Raw genomic sequence first — 18,753 nt, forward strand, 5'->3', positions numbered from 1 at the left:
TGCAGGACCAACCGGTGCGGTTTTCTGCTGAATCAAGCTACATGCAATGGACGGACCAGTGCGGCCAAGTACCACGCCTCACAGCTGTGAAACCCAGGCGCAGGATTCAGCGGCTGTTCCAATCCGGTTTTCCCTGACCCAGGGCCGAAGGCCCGGAAGGCGGGGCCGCAAAACCAGGGAATGTGCGCCGGACGTGAGGCAGGCTTTTTTGTAGGACGCCCCTTGGGGGCCGGGGCCGAAGCCCCGGAGATTTTTTGGGTACTTTTGTATCTCTACAAAAGTACCTCGCCCGAGGGCGAAACATCCTTATCTCCCGTCCCGCCCGCAGGCGAGATTTTCAATTCTCTACTATTCGGCGGCCCCAAGGGTCCGCCTTACCTGAACGCAGAATAACGTCCGTCAAAGGCAAGGGCAGAGCCCTTGCCCTACATCATATCAGTTTCCGCTTCCATGGGCTGCGAAGCCAGAATTTGTATTTTCCATCTCGATGCAAAGGAATCATACGCCATGAAACAGATCCTCTCCTCCTCCGCTGCCTCCACCCGCGCTCCTGTTTTGGTCTGTCTGCTGCTCACGCTGGTCCTGCTGTTTCTCCCCACCGGCTTTGAGGACAAGGAGGTCTTTCAGGAATCAGACATCCGGCCCGCACTGGTGCTGTCCACCGACGAATCTTCTGTCGTGGACACCGGCCTCATCCGTTCCGGGGAACAGCGCTGCCAGCTGAAAATTCTCGGCGGGCCTTTTCAAGGCCAGACTGCCGAGGGCAAGAACATCCTCAACGGCTCTCTGGAGCAGGACAAGCTCTTTGCCGCCGGGGACAAGGCCCTGGTCCGCATCAACTACGACGGGGAGCAAATTCTCAACATCTCCATGATCGACCACTATAGAATGCCCTGGGAGCTTCTCCTGGCCGGGATGTTTGTCCTTCTTCTGCTGCTGTTCGCCGGCTGGGCGGGCCTGCGGGCGGTGCTGTCCTTCGCTCTGACAGTGCTGATGATCTGGAAGCTGCTGATTCCCCTGTATTTAAAAGGCTGGGACCCTGTCTGGGTGGGGCTTGCCATCACCCTGGCCCTCACGGTCCTGATCATCGCCCTGGTCTACGGCTTCGACCGCCGGTGCGCCGCCGCCGTCTCCGGCTCCTTTTTAGGCATTCTGGTCACCTGTGTCCTGGGTATTTTGTTCACCAACCTGTTCAAGCTCCATGGGGCGGTGATGGCCTACTCGGAGAGCCTGCTCTATGCCGGGTATCAACACCTCAATCTGACCCAGATCTTCATGGCCTCTGTCTTCATCGGCGCCTCGGGGGCCATCATGGACCTGTCGGTGGACATCACCTCCGCCGTCCGCGAGGTGGTGGAGAAACGGCCTGACCTGACTTGGTGGGAGGCCGCCCGCTCCGGGATGAACGTAGGCCGGGCCGCCATGGGCACCATGACCACCACCCTCCTCTTTGCCTACTCCGGGGGGTATGCGGCCCTGCTCATGGTGTTCATGGCCCAGGGCACCCCCCTGTCCAACATCTTTAACTACAAATATGTGGCCGCCGAGATCATCCACACCGTCATCGGCTCCTTCGGGCTAGTCACCGTGGCCCCCTTCACCGCCCTGTGCGCCGGATTGTTTCTCACCAAACAGCCACAGAGATGATCCCCGGACATAAAAAACTGGCAGACCGGAACGGTCTGCCAGTTTTTCTCTTATACCGCCTCAAAGACGGCCTTCATTCCCTTGAAGGTCATATAGCAGTCCAGCTTGGACACCGTCTCGAAGGGGGCGTGCATGGACAGGACGGGGACCCCCGCGTCCAGGGTATCGATGTCCCGCTCCGCCATGTAGACGGCCACGGTACCGCCGCCGCCGGCATCCACCTTGCCCAGCTCAGCCATCTGCCAGACCACGTTGGCGTTGTCCAGCACCCGGCGGACATAGGCCACCAGCTCTGCGGAGGCGTCAGAGGCCCCGGACTTGCCCCGGGCCCCGGTGTACTTGCACAGGCCCATGCCGTAGTTGATGAAGGCGCTGTTACGCTTTTCATAGACCTCGGCGAAATTGGGGTCGTAAGCCGCCGTCACGTCGGCGGACAGGCAGAAGGACTGCTCATAGCAGGCCCGGGGCAGCACGCCCTGGCCCGCGCACAGGTCGGCCATGAAGGTGTCGAAGGCGGCGGACTTCATACCGGACACGCCCTCGGAGCCGATCTCCTCCTTGTCGGCCAGCATACACACGGCGGTGCGCTCGGGCATGCCCAGCTGCAGCAGAGCGGCCAGGGCGGCGTAGGCGCACACCCGGTCATCGTGGCCGTAGGCGCCGATGAGGGAGCGGTCAAAGCCGATGTCGCAGGCGGAGAAGGCGGGGACGGCGGACAGCTCGGCGGAGATAAAGTCCTCCTCCACGATGCCGTACTTTCGGTTCAGCAGCTCCAGAACGGCGATCTTCACCCGGTCGCTGCCCTCGTCATCGGCCAGGGGGCGGCTGCCCACCAGAATGTTCAGGTTCTCGGCGGGAATGGCCTCGCCCAGAGGCTTCTTGGACTGCTCCGCGCCCAAGTGGGGCAGCAGGTCGTCGATGGTAAACAGGGGGTCGCCCTCCCCGTTGCCCACGGACACCCGAACTACCTGGCCGCTCTTCAGGGCCACCACGCCGTGAAGCTCCAGGGGGATGGTCACCCACTGGTACTTGCGCAGGCCGCCGTAGTAGTGGGTCTTGAGGAAGGCCATCTCGTCGGCCTCGTACAGGGGATTCTGCTTCAGGTCCAGCCGGGGGGAGTCGATGTGGGCCGCGCCGATGTTGACGCCCTGGTCCAGGCCTTTCCGGCCCATGACCGCCAGCATGATGGCCTTGCCCCGGTTGGCCCGGTACACCTTATCGCCGGGCTTCAGCTCCATGCCCCGGGTATAGGGGCGGAAGCCCGCCGCCTCGGCCAGGGCGATGGTGCGGTCCACGCACTCCCGCTCGGTCTTGCCCGCGTCCAGGAACTGCTTGTAGCCGGTGCAGTAGTCCTCCATGGCCTCCAGCTCTCCGGGCAGCAGCCGGTCGTAGCCGTTCTTCTTTTCGTAGGCCAGGGCTTTACGAAGCTGCTCGCCCCGGGTGGGTTCCTTAAATTCGTCCATTGAAAAAACCTCCTTGCAAGAAATATAAATGGGTCAATCGATCGGTCCGGCCAGCGGCCGGCTGTCATTTTCTTCACCGTTCATCCAAAATCTTCTCAAACAGCGCTCGGGCCCGGGCGGCGAACTTCTCCGGGGCGGCGCAGTCGTTGACCAGAGTATAGCCGCACTTGCCCACATAGTATTCGTCCCGCTGCTGGGCGGCCACCCGGGACCGGGCATAGTCCTCTGAAATACCCTCCCGGGCCATGATGCGGCGAATCCGCACCTCCGGCGGGGCAGTGATGGCCAGCGTGGCGGAACACAACTCGGCCAATCCGCTTTCAAACAGCCGGATGGCGTCGATGGCGGCGGCGGGACGGCCCGCCCGCTCCGCCTGTTCCAGCCGTCCCCGGATCTCCGCCGTGATGTACCGGTTGGCGATGGCGTTCAGGTCGGCCATGGCGGCGGGGTCAGCGAAGACAATGGTCCCCAGCTTTTTCCGGTCGAAATGACCCAGGCCGTCGATGAGGGGGCCGAAGCGGTCCTCCAGCTCATCCCGTAAAGTATGATCACTTGCCAGCAGCTCATGGTACACGGCGTCAGCGTCGATGATGGCGCCCCCCAGTTTCTCCAGCTCATTCAGGGCCGTGGTCTTCCCCGCCCCGGTGGGTCCGGTGATACCGATAATAGTCATAACAGCCTCACTTCCGATCCGCCTTTCCCGCTCAGACTTCAATAATATGGAATCCCGCCGCCTTATTCAGCCGGTTGGCGATGGCCAGTCCAATGCCCGAGGCATCAGGGCACTGAGCCCAGATGGCGGGGACGTCGGTATGGTCGAAGGAGCGCAGGGCATCGAAAATGTGCCGGGCCTGCTCCTCCTTGTCCCCGGCGGGCCCCAGGTCCATGACCGGCCTCGTCCCGGCACGGCCTGAGAACAGGGACGTGTACTCGTCAAAGCAGATGATCCCATCTTCAGGAGCGGCATGGGCGGCGATGTAAGCGGCGCTCCTGGCCGGGTCCCCCGCCACCACCGTCACCGGGGCTTTGGGGGCGTAGTGGCGGTATTTCATGCCGGGAGCCCTGGGCTTCTCCCCCGCTCCCATCAGCCGGGTCACCGCCGGGTCCACCGCCACCTCGCCCAGCACGGAGCGCAGTTGCTCCAGGGTGATCCCCCCGGGCCGCAGCAGCCGGGGCGGCGTGCAGGTCAGGTCGATGATGGTGGACTCCACCCCCACGGCGCAGGGACCGCCGTCCACGATGGCGTCGATCTTGCCATCCATGTCCTCCAGCATATGCTGGGCGGTGGTGGGGCTGGGCCGGCCCGAAGTATTTCCCGAAGGAGCCGCCACCGGCACGTCCGCCAGGCGGATGATCTCCCGGCAGACCGGATGGGCGGGGCAGCGCATCCCCACCGTCTCCAGCCCTGCGGTGACCACATCGGGCACCACCGCCTTCCGGGGCAGGATCATGGTCATGGGCCCGGGCCAGAAGCGCTCCGCCAGAGTCCATGCCGCCGCCGGGATTTTTTCGCAGTACCGCTCCAGCCAGGAGGCCTCCGGGATGTGCAGGATCAGGGGATTGTCCTGGGGGCGGCCCTTGGCCTCAAAAATATGGGCCACCGCCTGGGCGTCCAGCCCGTTGGCTCCCAGTCCGTACACGGTCTCCGTGGGGATGCCCACCAGGCCGCCCGCCCGCAGAATGGCGGCCGCCTGTTCCGTATCTCGTTTTGTCAGCTGCTTTGTCTCCATATTGCCAGCTCCAAACCTTGGTTTTGTCTACGCCAAACGCATCGGGGTGTAACGGATCCCGTCCTCCACCTGTTCTTCCGCCGTGGGAACAAAACCCAGGCGGCGGTAAATCTCCACCGCGTATGGGGAGGAGTGTACCGTCATGGGCCGTCCCGCCCGGGCGGCGGCATATTGGAACAGGGCCCGGCCTATCCCGTGGCCCTGGACCTCTTCCCGGACAAAAAACAGAGAGATGTGATTGCCCCGCAGGGCCAGGACACCCGCCAGGCGGCCATCCGTATAGGTGCCATAGGTGACAAGTGTTTTCACTTGCTCCATGTTCTAAATATAGGTCTGAAAGGTCTCCACGCCCTGGGCGCTGTACTCCGGCGCTTCAAAGCGCTGAAAGACAGCCCAGACCAGTTCCATGGCCCCGGGCAGGTCCTGTTCCTCCAGCTTTCTGACGTGAATCATGCTAAAATCAACTCCGCCAGCTGGGCCGGGTCCTCCACAATGTAGTCGGCTCCCTCGGCCTCCAGTTCCTGCCGGGTGCGGAAGCCCCACAGAACCCCGCAGCCGGTGAGGCCGCCGTTTTTGGCCGTTTGAATGTCCACATTGCTGTCCCCCACGAAGAGGGTCTTCTCTGGGACAGCGCCCATCCGCTCCATCAGCTTGCGGAGCAGGGTGGGGTCCGGCTTGGTGGGCAGGCCATGCAGGGCCCCCTGGACCATGGGGAACACCCCGGGGTAGTACCGCTCCACAATGGGTCCGGCGGCCCCGTCGGGCTTGTTGGTCAGCACCGCCATAGACACCCCCGCCTCCTTGAGGCGGGCCAGGGCCTGGGGCATCCCGGCGTAAACAGTGGTTTTATCCGCCTTGTGGGCGGTATACCGGAAGGTAAACTCTTCCATGAGCTGTGCCCGCAGTTGGGGCGTCAACTCCACATCTTTGGGCGCCACCCGCTCCAGGAGCTTGGGTGCGCCGTTGCCCACAAAGTTCTTGTAGGCCTCCACCGGGTGGGTGGGCCAGCCGTGCTGCTGACACACCCAGTTGGTGGCCGCCGCCAGATCCTCCAGGGTGTCCAGCAGGGTTCCGTCCAGGTCAAATATTACATAATTGTACATGGTTTTGCCTCCAAAGGGCTGTTTTGAAGCCCTTTACTCGTAAATGCCGATCTCCATGCCGCCGATCTCCACCAGGGTATCCCGGGCAAAACCGGAGCGCTGAAGGTAGGCCTTCACCGCCATCTGGGCGTACTTGGGGTTGATGTTCTCGTCCTCCAGGTCCAGGTCCAGGCGGTTGTCCTCGCCGCCGCAGACCGCGCCGTGGTCGTCCAGTACCTCGTTCAGCTCGCCCACCACATCGGCCAGGGTCTTACCCTCGGGGAGAGAATTGTAATGAATAAACAGGTCCATGGTTCAAACTCCTTACCTTCTTGTTTCGGGGCCTCCGCCCCGGCTGTCTCAGTGTTCCCTCAAGACTGCTCCTTGAGTCGTTCCGCCTGATCGTTGGCCGCCAGGGCGTCAATGATCTCATCCAGGTCGCCGTCCATGACGCTGTCGATCTTGTACAGGGTCAGGCCGATGCGGTGGTCGGTGACCCGGCCCTGTGGGAAATTATAGGTTCGGATACGCTCGTTCCGCATGCCGGACCCCACCTGGCTGCGGCGCTGGGCGGTATATTCGTCCACGATCTTCTCCTGCTCCGCCTCGTACAGCCGGGAGGCCAGGATGCGCATGGCCTTGTCCCGGTTCTGGAACTGGCTGCGCTCCTGCTGGCACTCCACCACCGTCCCCGTGGGCTTGTGGATCAGCCGAACGGCGGAGGACGTCTTGTTGACGTGCTGGCCGCCCGCCCCGGAGGACCGGAACACCTGCATCTCAATATCCGCCGGGTTCAGCTGGACGTCCGCCGTCTCCATCTCCGGCAGGACAGCCACCGTGGCGGTGGAGGTGTGGATCCGGCCGCCGGACTCGGTCTCAGGCACCCGCTGGACCCGGTGGACTCCGCTCTCATACTTCAGACGGGACCAGGCGCCGTCTCCTTCTATTGTAAAGGAAATTTCCTTTATGCCACCTAACTCCGTTTCACTGGCGGAGTCCACTTCCGTCCGCCAGCCCCGGGACTCGGCGTACATGGAATACATGCGATACAGGGAGTGGGCAAAGAGGGCGGCCTCCTCCCCTCCGACCCCGGCCCGGACCTCCACAATGACGTTTTTGCCGTCGTTGGGGTCCTTGGGAAGCAGCAAAATTTGCAGTTCCCGCTCCAGCCGCGGCAGGTCCTCCAGGGCCTGCTGGTACTCCTCCTGGGCCAGGTCCTTCATCTCCGGATCGGAGAGCAGAGCTTGGGCCTGGTCCCGGGCTTCCAAGGTACGCTGGTAGGCATGGAAGGTCTCGGCCAGGGGTTGGAGCTCCGCCTGTTCCTTATTCAGTTTTGCCACCAGCGCCGGGTCGCCGTAGGTCTCCGGCGCCGCTAAACGGGCCTGGATCTGGCTATATCTGGCCTCAATGGCGGTGAGTTTGTCCAGCATGGCGGACCTCCTGTGGTAGGAATCGTTGTATGGTACACTTTAGTTTATCGGTCGAACAAGAACGACTTTACCAGGGCCAGCGGCTCCCGGACATACATTTTCAGCCTTGAGGGGGTATGGCTGGACGGTGCGGCCAGGGTGGACAGGGTATAGGTCCCCTCCCAGGTCCGGTCAAAAAGCATCCGCACCCGGGTCAGATGGAAGCCGTTGGACACCACCAGCACCCGTCCCATCTCCTCCTGATGTCCCGTCTCTTTCAGCAGTTCAAAGGTGCGTTGCAGGTTCTCATAGGTATTATGGGAACGTTCTTCTTTCAAAATCTGTTCTTCCTCCATCCCGCTGGCCACCAGATAATCATACATGGCCTGAGCCTCGGTGGAGGGTTCGTCAGGCCCCTGGCCGCCGGAGACCACCACCAAAATATCCGGGTGGTCCTCCCAGTACTCCAGCGCCTTGTCCAGCCGGTCCTGGAGCAGAACAGACGGTCCCCAGGGCTTCACCTGGCAGCCCAGCACCACCATAACCCGAGGCTCCCCGCTGAGCTGGTCCCGGGCCCCGGACAGGACCGCCCCAAAGATGACCCCAAAGGCCAGGACCCCCGCCAGCACCAACGCCAGCAGACCCTTGAGCCACCGGGAGTACCGGCGTCCCTTATAGCTGGCCACTTCCATTTTTTGCTTTTTCATCCCCGGGCCTCCTCCAGTTGGGCGGACAGGGACTCCCAGTTCCCATACAGCTTCAGGATCTCCTCCTCCAGGGCCTCCCGCTGCTCGTACAGCTCCTGGAGCTTCAGGTAGTCGGAGGCGGCCTCCTCGATTTGAAGGGAGAGGTCGTACATCTGCTCCTCCGCCTTGGCCACCGCCCGCTCAGCGGCGTTGACCTGCTTTTCCAGTTCCTTAGTCCCGCCGGGCCGTTTGGGTTTCTCTTTCTTCGGTTCCTCCTTGGCCGCCGGGGCCGGAGCGGCAGCCGCCAGCTTCTGCCGCTGTTTGGCCGCCAGGTACTCCTGGTAGGTGCCCTTGAAGTCGGTGATATGCCCGTCCTCCAGCATCCAGATACGGGTGGCGAAACGGTCGATAAAGTATCGGTCGTGGGACACAAAGAGCAGGTTGCCCTCGTACTCCTCCACCGCCTCCTCGATCCACTCCCGGCTCTGGATATCCAGATGGTTGGTGGGCTCGTCCAGGATCAGCAGATTGATCTTGGCGTCCATGAGCATACACAGCCGCAGCCGGGACTGCTCGCCGCCGGACAGGGTGGAGACGGGCTTGAACACGTCCTCCCCCCGGAATTTGAAGGAGGCCAGCCGGTTCCGGGCAGTCTGGGGCGTACAGTCCAGATCATAGATCATGGTGTCCACCAGGTTGCGCTCCGGGTGGTCGAAGTGGATAATCTGGGGCAGGTAGCCGATGCGCACCGTAGGACCCAGCCGCAGCTTGCCGCCGTCGGGCGCCTCCTCCCCCATGATGATCTTGATGAGGGTGGACTTGCCGGTGCCGTTGTCCCCCAGCAGGGCGATGCGCTCGCCCCCCTCCACCTCCAGGTTTACTCCGGAAAACAGGGTGCGCTCCCCGAAGGACTTTTCCAGGTTCTTGACGGTCATCACCTCGTCCCCTCGGAACTCCCGCTCTCCAAAGCGCACCTCCATCTTCCGCTCCCTGGTGGGGCGGTCGGTGGTGCGCATCTTCTCAATGCGCTTTTCCATGGACTTGGCCCGTCGGAAGGTCTTGTCCATGCCGGAGTAGGCCCAGGTCCGCAACTGCTCCGCCGATTTTTCCAGCTGCTCGATTTTGGCCTGCTCCTTCTCATACTGTTTCAGCTTCTCCTCATACCGCCGCTCCTTTTCCACGGCGTAGAAGCTGTAATTGCCGGAGTAGAACTCCGCCTTGCCATTCTGGATCTCGATGACACGGCTGACTACCTTGTCCAGAAAATACCGGTCATGGGAGACGGTGAGGACGGTGCCCTTGAATTTCTCCAGATACTCCTCCAGCCACTCGGTGGCCCGCAGGTCCAGGTGGTTGGTGGGCTCGTCCAGCAGCAGGATGTCGGTGTCCTCCAGAATGAGACGGCCCAGATTCACCCGGGTCTTCTCCCCGCCGGACAGTTTATCAAAAAGCCGCTCCCTCATGTCCCGGGAAATGGAAAGGCCGTTGCACACCTTGTTTTTCCGGGTATCCGTCTCATAACCGCCCTCGGACTGGAAGGCCGCGGACAGCTTGTCATACCGGGCCAGCAGGGCGGGGTCGCTGTCCCCCGCCGCCATCTGGTGGGACAGCTGTTCCATCTCCTCCTCCATCTCATGGAGGGGGGCGAAGGCGGTGTCCAGCACGTCCTCCACGGTGTAACCCGCGGGATAGACGGGAATCTGGGAGATCAAGCCCAGCCGTTTCCCCGGGGCGATGACCACCTCGCCCTCGTCATAGTCCATGACGCCGGTGAGGATGCGCAGCAGCGTGGTCTTGCCGCAGCCGTTGGGGCCCAGCAGGCCCACCCGCTCCCCGGCATCCACCTGGAAGGTAAAGCCGTCTAAAATTTTGGTGCCAACCTCAAATTCTTTGACCAGGTTGGTTACGGAAATATCGATCATCGCTTGTCTCCCGGTTCTCTGGTGTGATATGATAATAGATACTGAATCATAGTTTTTGGGAGGTCTCGCCATGGAAGCGATCCGATGGGAAAACCATACGTTATATCTCCTGGATCAGACCCGGCTGCCCACCGTGGAAAACTGGCGGCGGTACACCGACCCCTTTGAGGTGGCCAGTGCTATCCGGACCATGGTAGTCCGGGGAGCCCCCGCCATCGGCGTGGCGGCTGCCTATGCCATGGTGCTGGCTGCCCGGAAGGACCCAGACGGCTCCGGCCGCGGCCAGCAGATGGTCCGCGCCAAGGAGGCCCTGGCCGCCAGCCGCCCCACGGCGGTCAACCTGTTCTGGGCTCTGGACCGGATGGAGCGGTGCGGCCTGTCCTGCGGGAACGACCCGGACAGGCTGGAGGCGGAGGCCGTGGCCATCCACCGGGAGGATATTGCCACGAACCAGGCCATGGGCCTGGCGGGGGCGGCGCTGGTGCCGCAAAAGGCCCGCATCCTCACCCACTGCAACGCCGGGGCCCTGGCCACCGGCGGCTACGGCACCGCCCTGGGGGTCATCCGGGCGGCCCATGCCCAGGGCAAGGTCTCCATGGTCTACGCCGATGAGACCCGTCCCCTCCTCCAAGGGGCCCGGCTCACCGCCTTTGAACTGATCCGGGACCAGATCCCGGTCACCCTCATCTGTGACGACATGGCCGGAGCCCTGATGGCCCAGGGCAAGGTAGACCTGGTGGTGGTGGGCTGCGACCGGATGGCCGCCAACGGAGATTTCGCCAATAAGATCGGCACCTACTCCCTGGCGGTGCTGGCCCGGTACCACCATATCCCCTTCTACACCGCGCTCCCCTCCTCCACCGTCGACATGTCCATCCCCAACGGGGACCATATCCCGGTGGAACAGCGCGGAGGCGAGGAGGTCCTCCGTTTTGCCGGGGGCCAGACCGGCCCCCTCGGTGCAAAGACCTGGAATCCGGCCTTCGACGTGACGCCCCACCAGCTGCTTTCCGGTATCATCACCGAACGGGGCGTGATCCTTCCGCCCTTTGACCAGGGGCTGGCTCGCTGGTTTCGCAAAATCTAAAAGGACAATGTGAACAGACATCCAGGGCGTGCCCATGGCGCGTCCTGGATGTTTTTCTTGGTGAAAACAGGGCTTTACGCCTCCTGGGTGTGTTCCACCAGGTAGGCGGTCAATTCCTCCAACTGCATGCCTCGGGAGGCCTTTACCAAAATGGTGCTGTCCGGCTTGATGATCTGGTCCAGCACCGCCTTGGCCGCCGGCTTATCCGCGCAATGGTAGACCAGAGGCACCCCGGATTCCCGGGCGCCCTGGGCGATATGCTCCGACATCTCCCCCACTGCCACCAGGCAGTCGATATGTGCCTTGCCCAGGCACTCCCCCACGCCGCTGTGGAGGGCGGGGGCGAAGGGCCCCAGCTCCAGCATATCCCCCAGAACAGCCGCCTTCCAGGAGCTGTGGCTGTCAGACAGCACGCTGATGGCCGCCCGCATAGACTGGGGATTGGCGTTATAGGTGTCGTCCAGGATGGTGATACCTTGGGCCCGGCGGAGGATATTCATCCGCATCCGGGTGGGCACGAACCGGGTCAGGCCCTGCTCGATCTGATCGGGAGTCAGACCGAACCGCTCCCCCACCGCCGCGGCGATGAGGGCGGGATAGATCATATGCTCTCCCAGGGCGGGGATCTTCACCTCCCGGTCCATACCCGGGGTGGTGAGGCGGCAGTGGATATGGCTGACGCCGTCGCCGCCCATGACCTGGGCCCGGTACTCCAGCCCCTCCCCCTGGCCGCAGAAGACAGTGTTCACCGGCGTATTTCCCCGGAGGGTGGCCAGCATGGGATCGTCCCCATTGAGGACCAGCAGACCGTCCTTCCGGATATGGGGCAGCAGCTCACACTTGGCCTTGAAGATATTTTCCCGGCTGCCCAGCCGCTCGATATGGGCGTCGCCGATGTTGGTGATGACGCCCACGTCGGGCTTTACCGTCCCGGCCAGGTAGTCGATCTCCCCGAATTTGTCCATGCCCATCTCCAGAACGGCGATCTCATAGCTGCGGTCCAGCCGCAGCAGGGTCAGGGGCAGGCCCACGTTGTTGTTGAAGTTGCCCTCGGTCTTGAGCACCTTGTATTTGGTGCCCAGCACGGCGGCGATCATGTCCTTGGCCGTGGTCTTGCCCACGCTGCCGGTGACCGCCACAAAGGGGATCTGGAACCGCTCCTTGTACCAGGCGGCCAGGTCCCGGAGGGCCCGCTGGGTATTGTTCACCTTCACATAGAACTTGTCGGGGCGGTAGCTCTCCCGCTCCCGGGCGGTGAGGCAGCCCACCGCGCCCCCCTCCAGGGCGGCGTTGATGTAGGCGTGGCCGTCAAACCGCTCGCCCACCAGAGGGATGAACAGCGCCCCCTCGTGGATGTTCCGGCTGTCGGTGTCCACCCGCAGGATTGGGGCGTCCAGATCCTCATAGCTTCCCAGCAGCTTGCCGTTGACCGCCGTCAGCAGCTGGGCCAGTGTAATGGTCTCCATGGACTCAAAGTCCTCCCTTCCGGGCTTCCATTGATTTCCGGATGATGGTCTCGCACAGGGTCCCGTAGTCGATCCCCACTGCCGCCGCCTCCTGGGGGACCAGGCTGGTGGGGGTCATGCCGGGCAGGGTGTTGATCTCCAGGAAATAGGGGGTGCCGTCCTCCGTGACGATGAAGTCGGCCCGGGAGTAGACGGACAGGCCCACAGTGTTGAACACCGTCAGGGCGTCCCGGCCCAGACGCTCCTCCCACTCCGCGGGGATCTGGGCGGGGCACACCTCCACCGCGGCGCCGGGCTGGTACTTGTTCTCATAGTCGTAAAAGCCCACCTTGGGGATGATCTCGATGGAGGGCAGGGCCTTTCCATCCAGGATAGCCACCTGGATCTCCCGGCCCTGGATATACTGCTCCAGCACGGTGCGTCCCCCCAGCTTGATGCTCTCAGCCAGGGCATGGCGCAGTTCCTCCCGGTCGTGGGCGATGTAGACGCCGATAGAGGAGCCGCTGTCCATGGGCTTTACCACCACGGGCAGCTGCGTCCGCTGGGCCAGCTCCTCCAGATTTTCATGGGTGATGGTGACCGTCTCCCACCGGGGGGTGGTCACCTTGCCGGCCACCAGCCGCTTGGTCAGGTCCTTATCCATGGCGATGGCGGAGCCCAAGCAGCCGGAGCCGGTGTAGGGCACCCCCAGCAGGTCCAGGGCGGCCTGGATGCGGCCATCCTCGCCGCAGGCCCCGTGGAGGGCCAGATAGACCACGTCGGCCCCCCGGCACAGGTCCAACACCCCGGGGCCGATGGCGGAGGGGCTCCGGTCCTTCCGGCTGGCCCGCACCTGGGCCAGGTCGGGGGCCTGGCGGCTCACCCGCTTGAAGGATTCTGGAATGGGGGCGGCGTATAAGTCCTCCGGCGCGCCCGGGAAATCCTCCAGGCCAAAAAACAGGTCCACCAGGGCCACCTGGTGTCCCCGGTCCCGCAGGGCCTGGCACACCATGGAGCCGGACGAGAGGGAGACGTTGCGTTCCGGGCTGAGTCCCCCGGCCAATACCACGATTTTCATATTTTTACACCTCATTTGGGCCGATCAGGCATAACTGTTACATTTTATACGCTAATAGGATATTTTAGCACATCCATGCCCAATACTCAAGGATGGGGCGGAAAATTTTGACCGTATAAACTGACAAATCGGCGCCGGGCAGCACAGACCTCTCCTATCTTTTTCCACGATACCGGAAACGCCGGGACTCCGACAACGCCGCCGTGTTGGGGCACACTCCCTTCTCCCGCCGCCAAAGAGGGACCGACACACAAAATGGCCGTCCGGTGGATGGACGTTTTACCCGGGATCACAACAGCCGATAAAAAATCCTCCGGACTGCGATCCGGAGGATTTTTGAGGATTCCTTACTTGGTGCCGAAGATGCGGTCGCCGGCGTCGCCCAAGCCGGGGACGATATAGGCGTGGTCGTTGAGCTTCTCATCCACAGCGGCCACATAGATCTCCACATCGGGGTGCTCCTTCTGGATGCAGGCGATGCCCTCGGGGGCGGCGATGACGTTCATCAGCTTGATGTGCTTGCAGCCGTAGCCCTTGATGAAGGTGATGGCGGCGGCGGCGGAGCCGCCGGTGGCCAGCATGGGGTCCAGAATGATCACGTCCCGCTCGGCGATGTCGTTGGGCATCTTGCAGTAGTACTCCACAGGCTGATGGGTCTCAGGGTCCCGGTACAGGCCGATATGGCCCACCTTGGCGGAGGGGATCAGGTTCAGGATACCGTCCACCATGCCCAGGCCCGCCCGGAGGATGGGGACGATGGCCAGCTTCTTGCCGGCCAGCTGCTTGAAGGTGCCGGTGGCCACGGGGGTCTTGATTACGACCTCCTCCAGAGGCAGGTCCCGGGTGGCCTCGTAGCACTCCAGGGCGGCGATCTCGGAAATGATCTCCCGGAACTCCTTGACGCCGGTACGCTCGTCCCGGAGGATAGACAGCTTATGCTGCAGCAGAGGGTGGTTCAGAACGTGTACTTTCTCGTTAAACATTTCTATGATCCCCTTCGTTGTTTAAATTTTGGTTCTCCCGTTCCAGGCGCTCCCGCTCCGCCTGGGACAGGCGGTGGTAGACCGGGACCAGGTCGCGCCCCTTGACCAGAGCGCCCTGGGCCGCCAACTCCTCCGCCGCCCGGGCAACGCCCCAGGCCCCCTGCAGGCGCAGGTTGGCCGGGGCCAGTTCCAGCTGGACGCCTTGCTCCGTCAAGGTATTATAACACAGCTTCGCCCCGTCTCCAACGACTATTTTGGAATTTTCGTATTTTTTCAGTTCCTCCCCCAACTCGGCCAGGGAGATGGCCCGGTCCGGAGACAGCCGTTCCAGTCCCTCCCCGGTGGCCAGGAACAGGGCATTATACACCTGCTTGCGGCGGGCGTCCATGGCGCACACGATCACCTTCCCCACCAGGTGGACCAGGGGCCAGGCCATGGACTCCAGGGTGGAGCAGGGGGCGCAGTCCTTGTCCCCCGGCCAGGCCAGCCCCTTGGCGGTGGCCACTCCGATGCGCAGTCCGGTAAAGGAGCCGGGACCGGCGGCCACGGCCACCACGTCCACCTCCTCCAGCCGCTGGCCGCTGTTTTTCAGCAGGCTGTCCACCATGGGCAGCAGGGTGCGGCTGTGGGTCAGGCCGCTGTTCTGCCAGTTCTGGGCCACCAACTCCCCGTCCCGGGTCAGAGCCACGGAACAGGCCGCGGCGGAGGATTCCAAGGCTAAGATCATCATAACAGCATCACACGTTCCTTCTATGGTTTTTAAACTTGCGAAGGGAATGGGGCCGCCCCTTCTCTCCTCAGCCCGCTGAGGGCTGGGCCAGCTCCAGCAGCAGGGAGGTCAGCAGTTCCTGGCCGTCCTGTCCGGTGGACTTCATGGCCAGATCGGTCTGTCCGCACCGGACCACCGCCCGGCGGCACCACTTGAGCGAGAACCGCTTGGCGCTGGTCATCAGCTTGTCCGCCGGGTAGGGCTTGATTCCCCACAGGGAGGCCACGTAGGCGCTCCCCTTTCCCTGTTCCAGGGCCAGCCTGGCTGAGTAGAGCTGGCGCATCTGGCGCCCCAGGGACCACATGATCTTGATAGGGGGCTCCTGCATCTGGTACAGCTCCCCCAGCACCGACATGGCCCGGTCGAACTTTCCCTCGCCGATGGCGTCGGTCATGCGGAAGACCACCGCGTCCAGCTGGGGGGTGGCCACGGCCTCTATGTCCGCCTTGGTAATATGCTTTTGTTTGGAATAGGCGCCGATCTTTTCGATCTCGCCGATCAGGTTGGTCATCAGATCACCGCACAGAAAAATCAAATCCAGGGCCAGCCGGGAGTCGATGTCCTTCCCCAGGGCCTTGAAACGCCGCCGCACCCAGTCCACCAGGTCCCCCTGGTCCTGGCGCGCAAAATTCACCACCGTGCCGTACTGCTTCAGGGCGGCGGCCAATTTTGTCCTGGCGTCCCCCTTATAGTCCACCAAGTCGTAGAGGAACACCAGACAGCAATAGCCGGGCAGCTGGGCAAAAAGTCTGGCATATTCCTCCCGGTCCTTCTCCCCCACCTTGAACAGGTCGAAGTCGGTGACCAGCACCAGGGTCCGCTCCGCCATCATGGGCAGGCAGTCCACCGCCTCCTCCAGGGCGTGGGGGGACATGTCCTTGGCCTTGATCTCATGGAGGTTGAAGGTCCCCATGCCCCCGGTGAGGATCAGTTCCCGCAGGCGGCCCAAATAGTAGTCCCGGAGATAGGTCTCCTCCCCGTGAAAAATATACAGTTGCCCCGGGGTCCCCTCGGACAGGTCCTTTTTCAGTTTCTGATAGCCGGCGGTGTCCGGCTTGCTCTTGGGCGGCATAGGGTGCCCTCCTTCTCAATTACTTCTCCGGCCGGAAGCGGATGACCACCGTTCCCTGGAGGTCGGTGCGGTAAAGCTCCGCCCCGGCCCGGTCCAGCCGCTCCAGGGTATCCGGGGCGGGGTGGCCGTAGGAGTTGGACTTCCCCACGGAGATGACGGCTACCTCGGGCCGGACGGCCTCCAGCAGCTCCTCCGTGGTGGAATATTTGGAGCCGTGGTGGCCCGCCACCAGCAGTTCGATGTCAGGGAGCCGGACATGGTCCAGCAGCAGCTGCTCCGTCTGTCCGTCCATGTCCCCGGGGATCAGCACATCGTAGTCTCCCGCCGTGGCCAGAACGGTGAGGCCCAGCTCGTTGGTCTCCCCCGCCCGGCCCAGAGGCGCGTATAACATAAACTCTTGCTCTCCGCCCAGGGAGACGCGGGTATCCTCCTGGATGAGCCAGACCTCCACGCCCCGGTCCTCCGCAAGCTCCAGAATCTCCCGGCGCAGCGGGTCCCCCTCCTCCACATCGGGGAGGGCGATGGCGGACACGTCGATGCGCTTCAAAAGCTGGGGGATGCCGTTGGCGTGGTCGGTGTGGTAGTGGGACACCACCAGCAGGTCCAGGGTGTTCCGCCCCAGGCTGTGGAGATAGTCGGCAGCCACGTCCCCGGCGTTGTCCGGGCTGTCCCCGCCGCAGTCCACCAGGGTCAGGTAGTTCCCGGCCTGGAGCAGGACGCTCTGGCCCTGGCCCACATCCAGCACCGCCGCCGTCAGTTTCCCCGCCTGGAAGGTCAGGGAGGTGAACAGCAAAGAAACCGCCAGGGTCACCGCCCCGGCACACAGGGGGATCACAGGCCGCCGTCCCCCCTTGCTCAGCAGGGTGACCGCCAGAAGCAGGCACAAAAATATGATCCAGGCTCGGTAGTAGAAAGACTCCAGCGGAATAGCGGCCATGGGCAGGCGGCCCAGAGCCTCCACCACCCGAATCAGCCAGCGGGCAATGGCTGTAAAGGGAATTGCCAGCACAGCGGCCGGGCCGGGGTGGAACATCCCCAGCAGCCCCAGAAACAGCCCGCTCAGAAACAGCAGGGCCACCGCCCACAGGGTGAGCAGGTTGGAAATGGGCGAGATGAGGGAAAACGTCTGAAAGTGGATGGCCACCAGAGGCACCGTCAGCACCGACGCCCCCAGGGTGGCGCACAGGACGGACACCAGGAACCGGGGCACCTGCACCGCCAGACGGAGCAGCCTGTTTTTAGGCCGCTTGTCCAGCCGCAGCTTGCGTAGCATCCACACCTGAATGGTGTCTGACACCAGCAGAATGCCGGCCACCGCTCCGAAGGAGAGTTGGAGCCCCACATGGGCCGCGGAAAAGGGGTTCCAGGCCAGCAGGAGCATCAGGGCAAAGGCCAGGGCGGTAGGGCCGTCCCGCTCCCGGCCCAGCAGGGGCGCGATCTGGAGCAGCAGGATCATCACCGCCGCCCGGGTCACCGAGGGGGTACTGCCCGCCACGCCGCAGAAGGCAAGCACAAACAGGATGGTCACCAGGGCGGTGCTCCGCTTCCCCCGCCCCATGAGCGCAGCCACCAGGGCCGCCAGAAATGCCAGGTGCATCCCGGACACCGACACCGTGTGGGACAGTCCCACCCGCTGCAGAGAGCTGGTGAACGCATCGGTCAGGCTGTCCCGGTTGCCCGTGACCAGCCCCCGGATCAGCGGGGACACGTCCTCCGGGAAAACACCGGCAATGGACCGCTTCAAATCCCGGGACAGTACCGCGGGCCAATCCCAAACCGGGACACGCCCGGGCCGCTGGATGTCCAGCCGCCCATAGGTCTGGGCCCGGAGGAAAATCCCCTTGGCGGTGTAGTAGGTGATCTCCTCCCCGGCGAAGGTGCGGTCCCCCAGGGTGCAGTGGGCCACCGTGGAGAGCCGGTCCCCCGGACGCAGGTCCGCCCCCTGCTCGTCCACATAGAGAATGGCGGACAGGCGGACGAAGGTATCCGTGTCCGCCCGGACCAGGACGGACCAGCCGTAGTCCGTCTCCTGGGGCCAGTCGGCCACCGTGGCCGACAGCCTGACAGTGCGTCCGTCCAACTCCCGGGCGGGCTGGAAAAAGATGGCGGTGTAGATCGCCGTCCAAATCAGACCCACTGCGGCCCCGGCGCACAGGAGGGCGCAGACCTTCCGGGGTCTGGTCCGGCTGCGCAGCAGGAGCCACAGGGCCAGTCCCAGCAGGGCCAGCCCTCCCCCCACCGGAAGCCAGCAGTTCTCCGGGAGAACATAATTTGCCAGAAACACCGCGGCGGAGAAGGCGGAGGCAAAGATGGCAAGTATTCGCATGGCGCCTCCTCCCCAGTTGATCTCTCATGCCCGCATGCAGATCGTGAGAGATCC

The 18,753-nt window shown here is 63.4% G+C and carries 18 protein-coding genes; 2 read left to right on the forward strand and 16 right to left on the reverse strand.

All coding sequences use genetic code 11. The annotated features are described in order from the left end of the window. The first annotated feature begins 507 nt into the window (after positions 1 to 507). Positions 508 to 1,647, forward strand: coding sequence for a YibE/F family protein (locus I6E42_RS03035; protein ID WP_235370456.1), 1,140 nt, complete (start codon positions 508 to 510; stop codon positions 1,645 to 1,647). A gap of 50 nt (positions 1,648 to 1,697) precedes the next feature. Here I6E42_RS03035 and I6E42_RS03040 read toward each other — a convergent pair whose 3' ends face one another. The 10 genes from I6E42_RS03040 to abc-f all read right to left on the reverse strand — a co-directional run bounded on the left by I6E42_RS03040 (position 1,698) and on the right by abc-f (position 9,939). After that, positions 1,698 to 3,110: an aminopeptidase gene (locus I6E42_RS03040; protein WP_235370457.1), complete on the reverse strand. Its 1,413-nt coding sequence runs from the start codon at positions 3,108 to 3,110 to the stop codon at positions 1,698 to 1,700. A gap of 73 nt (positions 3,111 to 3,183) precedes the next feature. Continuing rightward, entirely contained in the window at positions 3,184 to 3,783 is a 600-nt protein-coding gene (coaE, locus tag I6E42_RS03045) for a dephospho-CoA kinase (protein ID WP_235370458.1), read from the reverse strand. Positions 3,784 to 3,814: 31 nt separating this feature from the next. Then, complete coding sequence (locus I6E42_RS03050; protein ID WP_235370459.1) at positions 3,815 to 4,840, reverse strand: L-threonylcarbamoyladenylate synthase; 1,026 nt, start codon at positions 4,838 to 4,840, stop codon at positions 3,815 to 3,817. 27 nt (positions 4,841 to 4,867) lie between these two features. Continuing rightward, positions 4,868 to 5,149, reverse strand: coding sequence for a GNAT family N-acetyltransferase (locus I6E42_RS03055; RefSeq protein WP_235370460.1), 282 nt, complete (start codon positions 5,147 to 5,149; stop codon positions 4,868 to 4,870). Positions 5,150 to 5,161: 12 nt separating this feature from the next. After that, positions 5,162 to 5,293, reverse strand: a complete 132-nt coding sequence (locus tag I6E42_RS12690) for a hypothetical protein (protein ID WP_268841858.1) — start codon at positions 5,291 to 5,293, stop codon at positions 5,162 to 5,164. Beyond that, positions 5,290 to 5,943: an HAD family hydrolase gene (locus I6E42_RS03060; protein ID WP_235370461.1), complete on the reverse strand. Its 654-nt coding sequence runs from the start codon at positions 5,941 to 5,943 to the stop codon at positions 5,290 to 5,292. Before I6E42_RS03060 ends, I6E42_RS12690 begins: the two co-directional genes overlap by 4 nt. A 33-nt stretch (positions 5,944 to 5,976) precedes the next feature. After that, a complete protein-coding gene (locus I6E42_RS03065) occupies positions 5,977 to 6,234 on the reverse strand; it encodes a hypothetical protein (RefSeq protein ID WP_235370462.1) in 258 nt (85 codons plus the stop codon). Between the two features lie 59 nt (positions 6,235 to 6,293). Beyond that, on the reverse strand, positions 6,294 to 7,352 hold the full coding sequence (prfA, locus tag I6E42_RS03070; protein WP_235370463.1) for a peptide chain release factor 1: 1,059 nt from the start codon (positions 7,350 to 7,352) through the stop codon (positions 6,294 to 6,296). Positions 7,353 to 7,396: 44 nt separating this feature from the next. Continuing rightward, on the reverse strand, positions 7,397 to 8,038 hold the full coding sequence (locus tag I6E42_RS03075) for a YdcF family protein (RefSeq protein WP_235370464.1): 642 nt from the start codon (positions 8,036 to 8,038) through the stop codon (positions 7,397 to 7,399). Beyond that, positions 8,035 to 9,939: a ribosomal protection-like ABC-F family protein gene (abc-f, locus tag I6E42_RS03080; RefSeq protein ID WP_235370465.1), complete on the reverse strand. Its 1,905-nt coding sequence runs from the start codon at positions 9,937 to 9,939 to the stop codon at positions 8,035 to 8,037. Before abc-f ends, I6E42_RS03075 begins: the two co-directional genes overlap by 4 nt. A 70-nt stretch (positions 9,940 to 10,009) precedes the next feature. Between abc-f and mtnA the strand changes: the two genes are divergently transcribed. Further along, complete coding sequence (gene mtnA, locus I6E42_RS03085; protein ID WP_235370466.1) at positions 10,010 to 11,026, forward strand: S-methyl-5-thioribose-1-phosphate isomerase; 1,017 nt, start codon at positions 10,010 to 10,012, stop codon at positions 11,024 to 11,026. Positions 11,027 to 11,100: 74 nt separating this feature from the next. Here the strand turns inward: mtnA and I6E42_RS03090 are convergent, their stop codons facing one another. The 6 genes from I6E42_RS03090 to I6E42_RS03115 all read right to left on the reverse strand — a co-directional run bounded on the left by I6E42_RS03090 (position 11,101) and on the right by I6E42_RS03115 (position 18,699). Further along, positions 11,101 to 12,492 carry a UDP-N-acetylmuramoyl-tripeptide--D-alanyl-D-alanine ligase gene (locus tag I6E42_RS03090; protein WP_235370467.1) on the reverse strand — a complete coding sequence of 464 codons (1,392 nt, stop codon included), beginning with the start codon at positions 12,490 to 12,492 and terminating at the stop codon, positions 11,101 to 11,103. A 4-nt stretch (positions 12,493 to 12,496) separates the two neighbouring features. Continuing rightward, positions 12,497 to 13,549, reverse strand: a complete 1,053-nt coding sequence (locus I6E42_RS03095) for a D-alanine--D-alanine ligase (RefSeq protein WP_235370468.1) — start codon at positions 13,547 to 13,549, stop codon at positions 12,497 to 12,499. 347 nt (positions 13,550 to 13,896) lie between these two features. Then, positions 13,897 to 14,532, reverse strand: a complete 636-nt coding sequence (upp, locus tag I6E42_RS03100; protein ID WP_235370469.1) for a uracil phosphoribosyltransferase — start codon at positions 14,530 to 14,532, stop codon at positions 13,897 to 13,899. Then, positions 14,525 to 15,262 (reverse strand): tRNA (adenosine(37)-N6)-threonylcarbamoyltransferase complex dimerization subunit type 1 TsaB, encoded by a 738-nt coding sequence (gene tsaB, locus I6E42_RS03105; protein ID WP_235370470.1) that lies wholly within the window; start codon positions 15,260 to 15,262, stop codon positions 14,525 to 14,527. The genes upp and tsaB overlap by 8 nt, the downstream gene beginning before the upstream one ends. Positions 15,263 to 15,329: 67 nt before the next feature. Continuing rightward, positions 15,330 to 16,373 (reverse strand): DNA polymerase III subunit delta, encoded by a 1,044-nt coding sequence (holA, locus tag I6E42_RS03110; protein ID WP_235370471.1) that lies wholly within the window; start codon positions 16,371 to 16,373, stop codon positions 15,330 to 15,332. A 19-nt stretch (positions 16,374 to 16,392) separates the two neighbouring features. Then, positions 16,393 to 18,699 (reverse strand): DNA internalization-related competence protein ComEC/Rec2, encoded by a 2,307-nt coding sequence (locus I6E42_RS03115; protein ID WP_235370472.1) that lies wholly within the window; start codon positions 18,697 to 18,699, stop codon positions 16,393 to 16,395. Positions 18,700 to 18,753 lie beyond the last annotated feature (54 nt).

The organism is Pseudoflavonifractor phocaeensis (assembly GCF_021531815.1).
Classification (GTDB): Bacteria; Bacillota; Clostridia; order Oscillospirales; family Oscillospiraceae; genus Lawsonibacter; species Lawsonibacter phocaeensis_A.

Bases quoted from the DNA above. Each gene is read 5' to 3' on its own strand.
- I6E42_RS03065 (WP_235370462.1), bottom strand. From the start codon at position 6,234: ATGGACCTGTTTATTCATTACAATTCTCTCCCCGAGGGTAAGACCCTG.
- I6E42_RS03075 (WP_235370464.1), bottom strand. From the start codon at position 8,038: ATGAAAAAGCAAAAAATGGAAGTGGCCAGCTATAAGGGACGCCGGTAC.
- coaE (WP_235370458.1), bottom strand. From the start codon at position 3,783: ATGACTATTATCGGTATCACCGGACCCACCGGGGCGGGGAAGACCACG.
- I6E42_RS03050 (WP_235370459.1), bottom strand. From the start codon at position 4,840: ATGGAGACAAAGCAGCTGACAAAACGAGATACGGAACAGGCGGCCGCC.
- I6E42_RS12690 (WP_268841858.1), bottom strand. From the start codon at position 5,293: ATGATTCACGTCAGAAAGCTGGAGGAACAGGACCTGCCCGGGGCCATG.
- tsaB (WP_235370470.1), bottom strand. From the start codon at position 15,262: ATGATGATCTTAGCCTTGGAATCCTCCGCCGCGGCCTGTTCCGTGGCT.
- prfA (WP_235370463.1), bottom strand. From the start codon at position 7,352: ATGCTGGACAAACTCACCGCCATTGAGGCCAGATATAGCCAGATCCAG.
- I6E42_RS03040 (WP_235370457.1), bottom strand. From the start codon at position 3,110: ATGGACGAATTTAAGGAACCCACCCGGGGCGAGCAGCTTCGTAAAGCC.
- I6E42_RS03095 (WP_235370468.1), bottom strand. From the start codon at position 13,549: ATGAAAATCGTGGTATTGGCCGGGGGACTCAGCCCGGAACGCAACGTC.
- I6E42_RS03060 (WP_235370461.1), bottom strand. From the start codon at position 5,943: ATGTACAATTATGTAATATTTGACCTGGACGGAACCCTGCTGGACACC.
- abc-f (WP_235370465.1), bottom strand. From the start codon at position 9,939: ATGATCGATATTTCCGTAACCAACCTGGTCAAAGAATTTGAGGTTGGC.
- mtnA (WP_235370466.1), top strand. From the start codon at position 10,010: ATGGAAGCGATCCGATGGGAAAACCATACGTTATATCTCCTGGATCAG.
- holA (WP_235370471.1), bottom strand. From the start codon at position 16,373: ATGCCGCCCAAGAGCAAGCCGGACACCGCCGGCTATCAGAAACTGAAA.
- I6E42_RS03035 (WP_235370456.1), top strand. From the start codon at position 508: ATGAAACAGATCCTCTCCTCCTCCGCTGCCTCCACCCGCGCTCCTGTT.
- I6E42_RS03115 (WP_235370472.1), bottom strand. From the start codon at position 18,699: ATGCGAATACTTGCCATCTTTGCCTCCGCCTTCTCCGCCGCGGTGTTT.
- I6E42_RS03090 (WP_235370467.1), bottom strand. From the start codon at position 12,492: ATGGAGACCATTACACTGGCCCAGCTGCTGACGGCGGTCAACGGCAAG.
- upp (WP_235370469.1), bottom strand. From the start codon at position 14,532: ATGTTTAACGAGAAAGTACACGTTCTGAACCACCCTCTGCTGCAGCAT.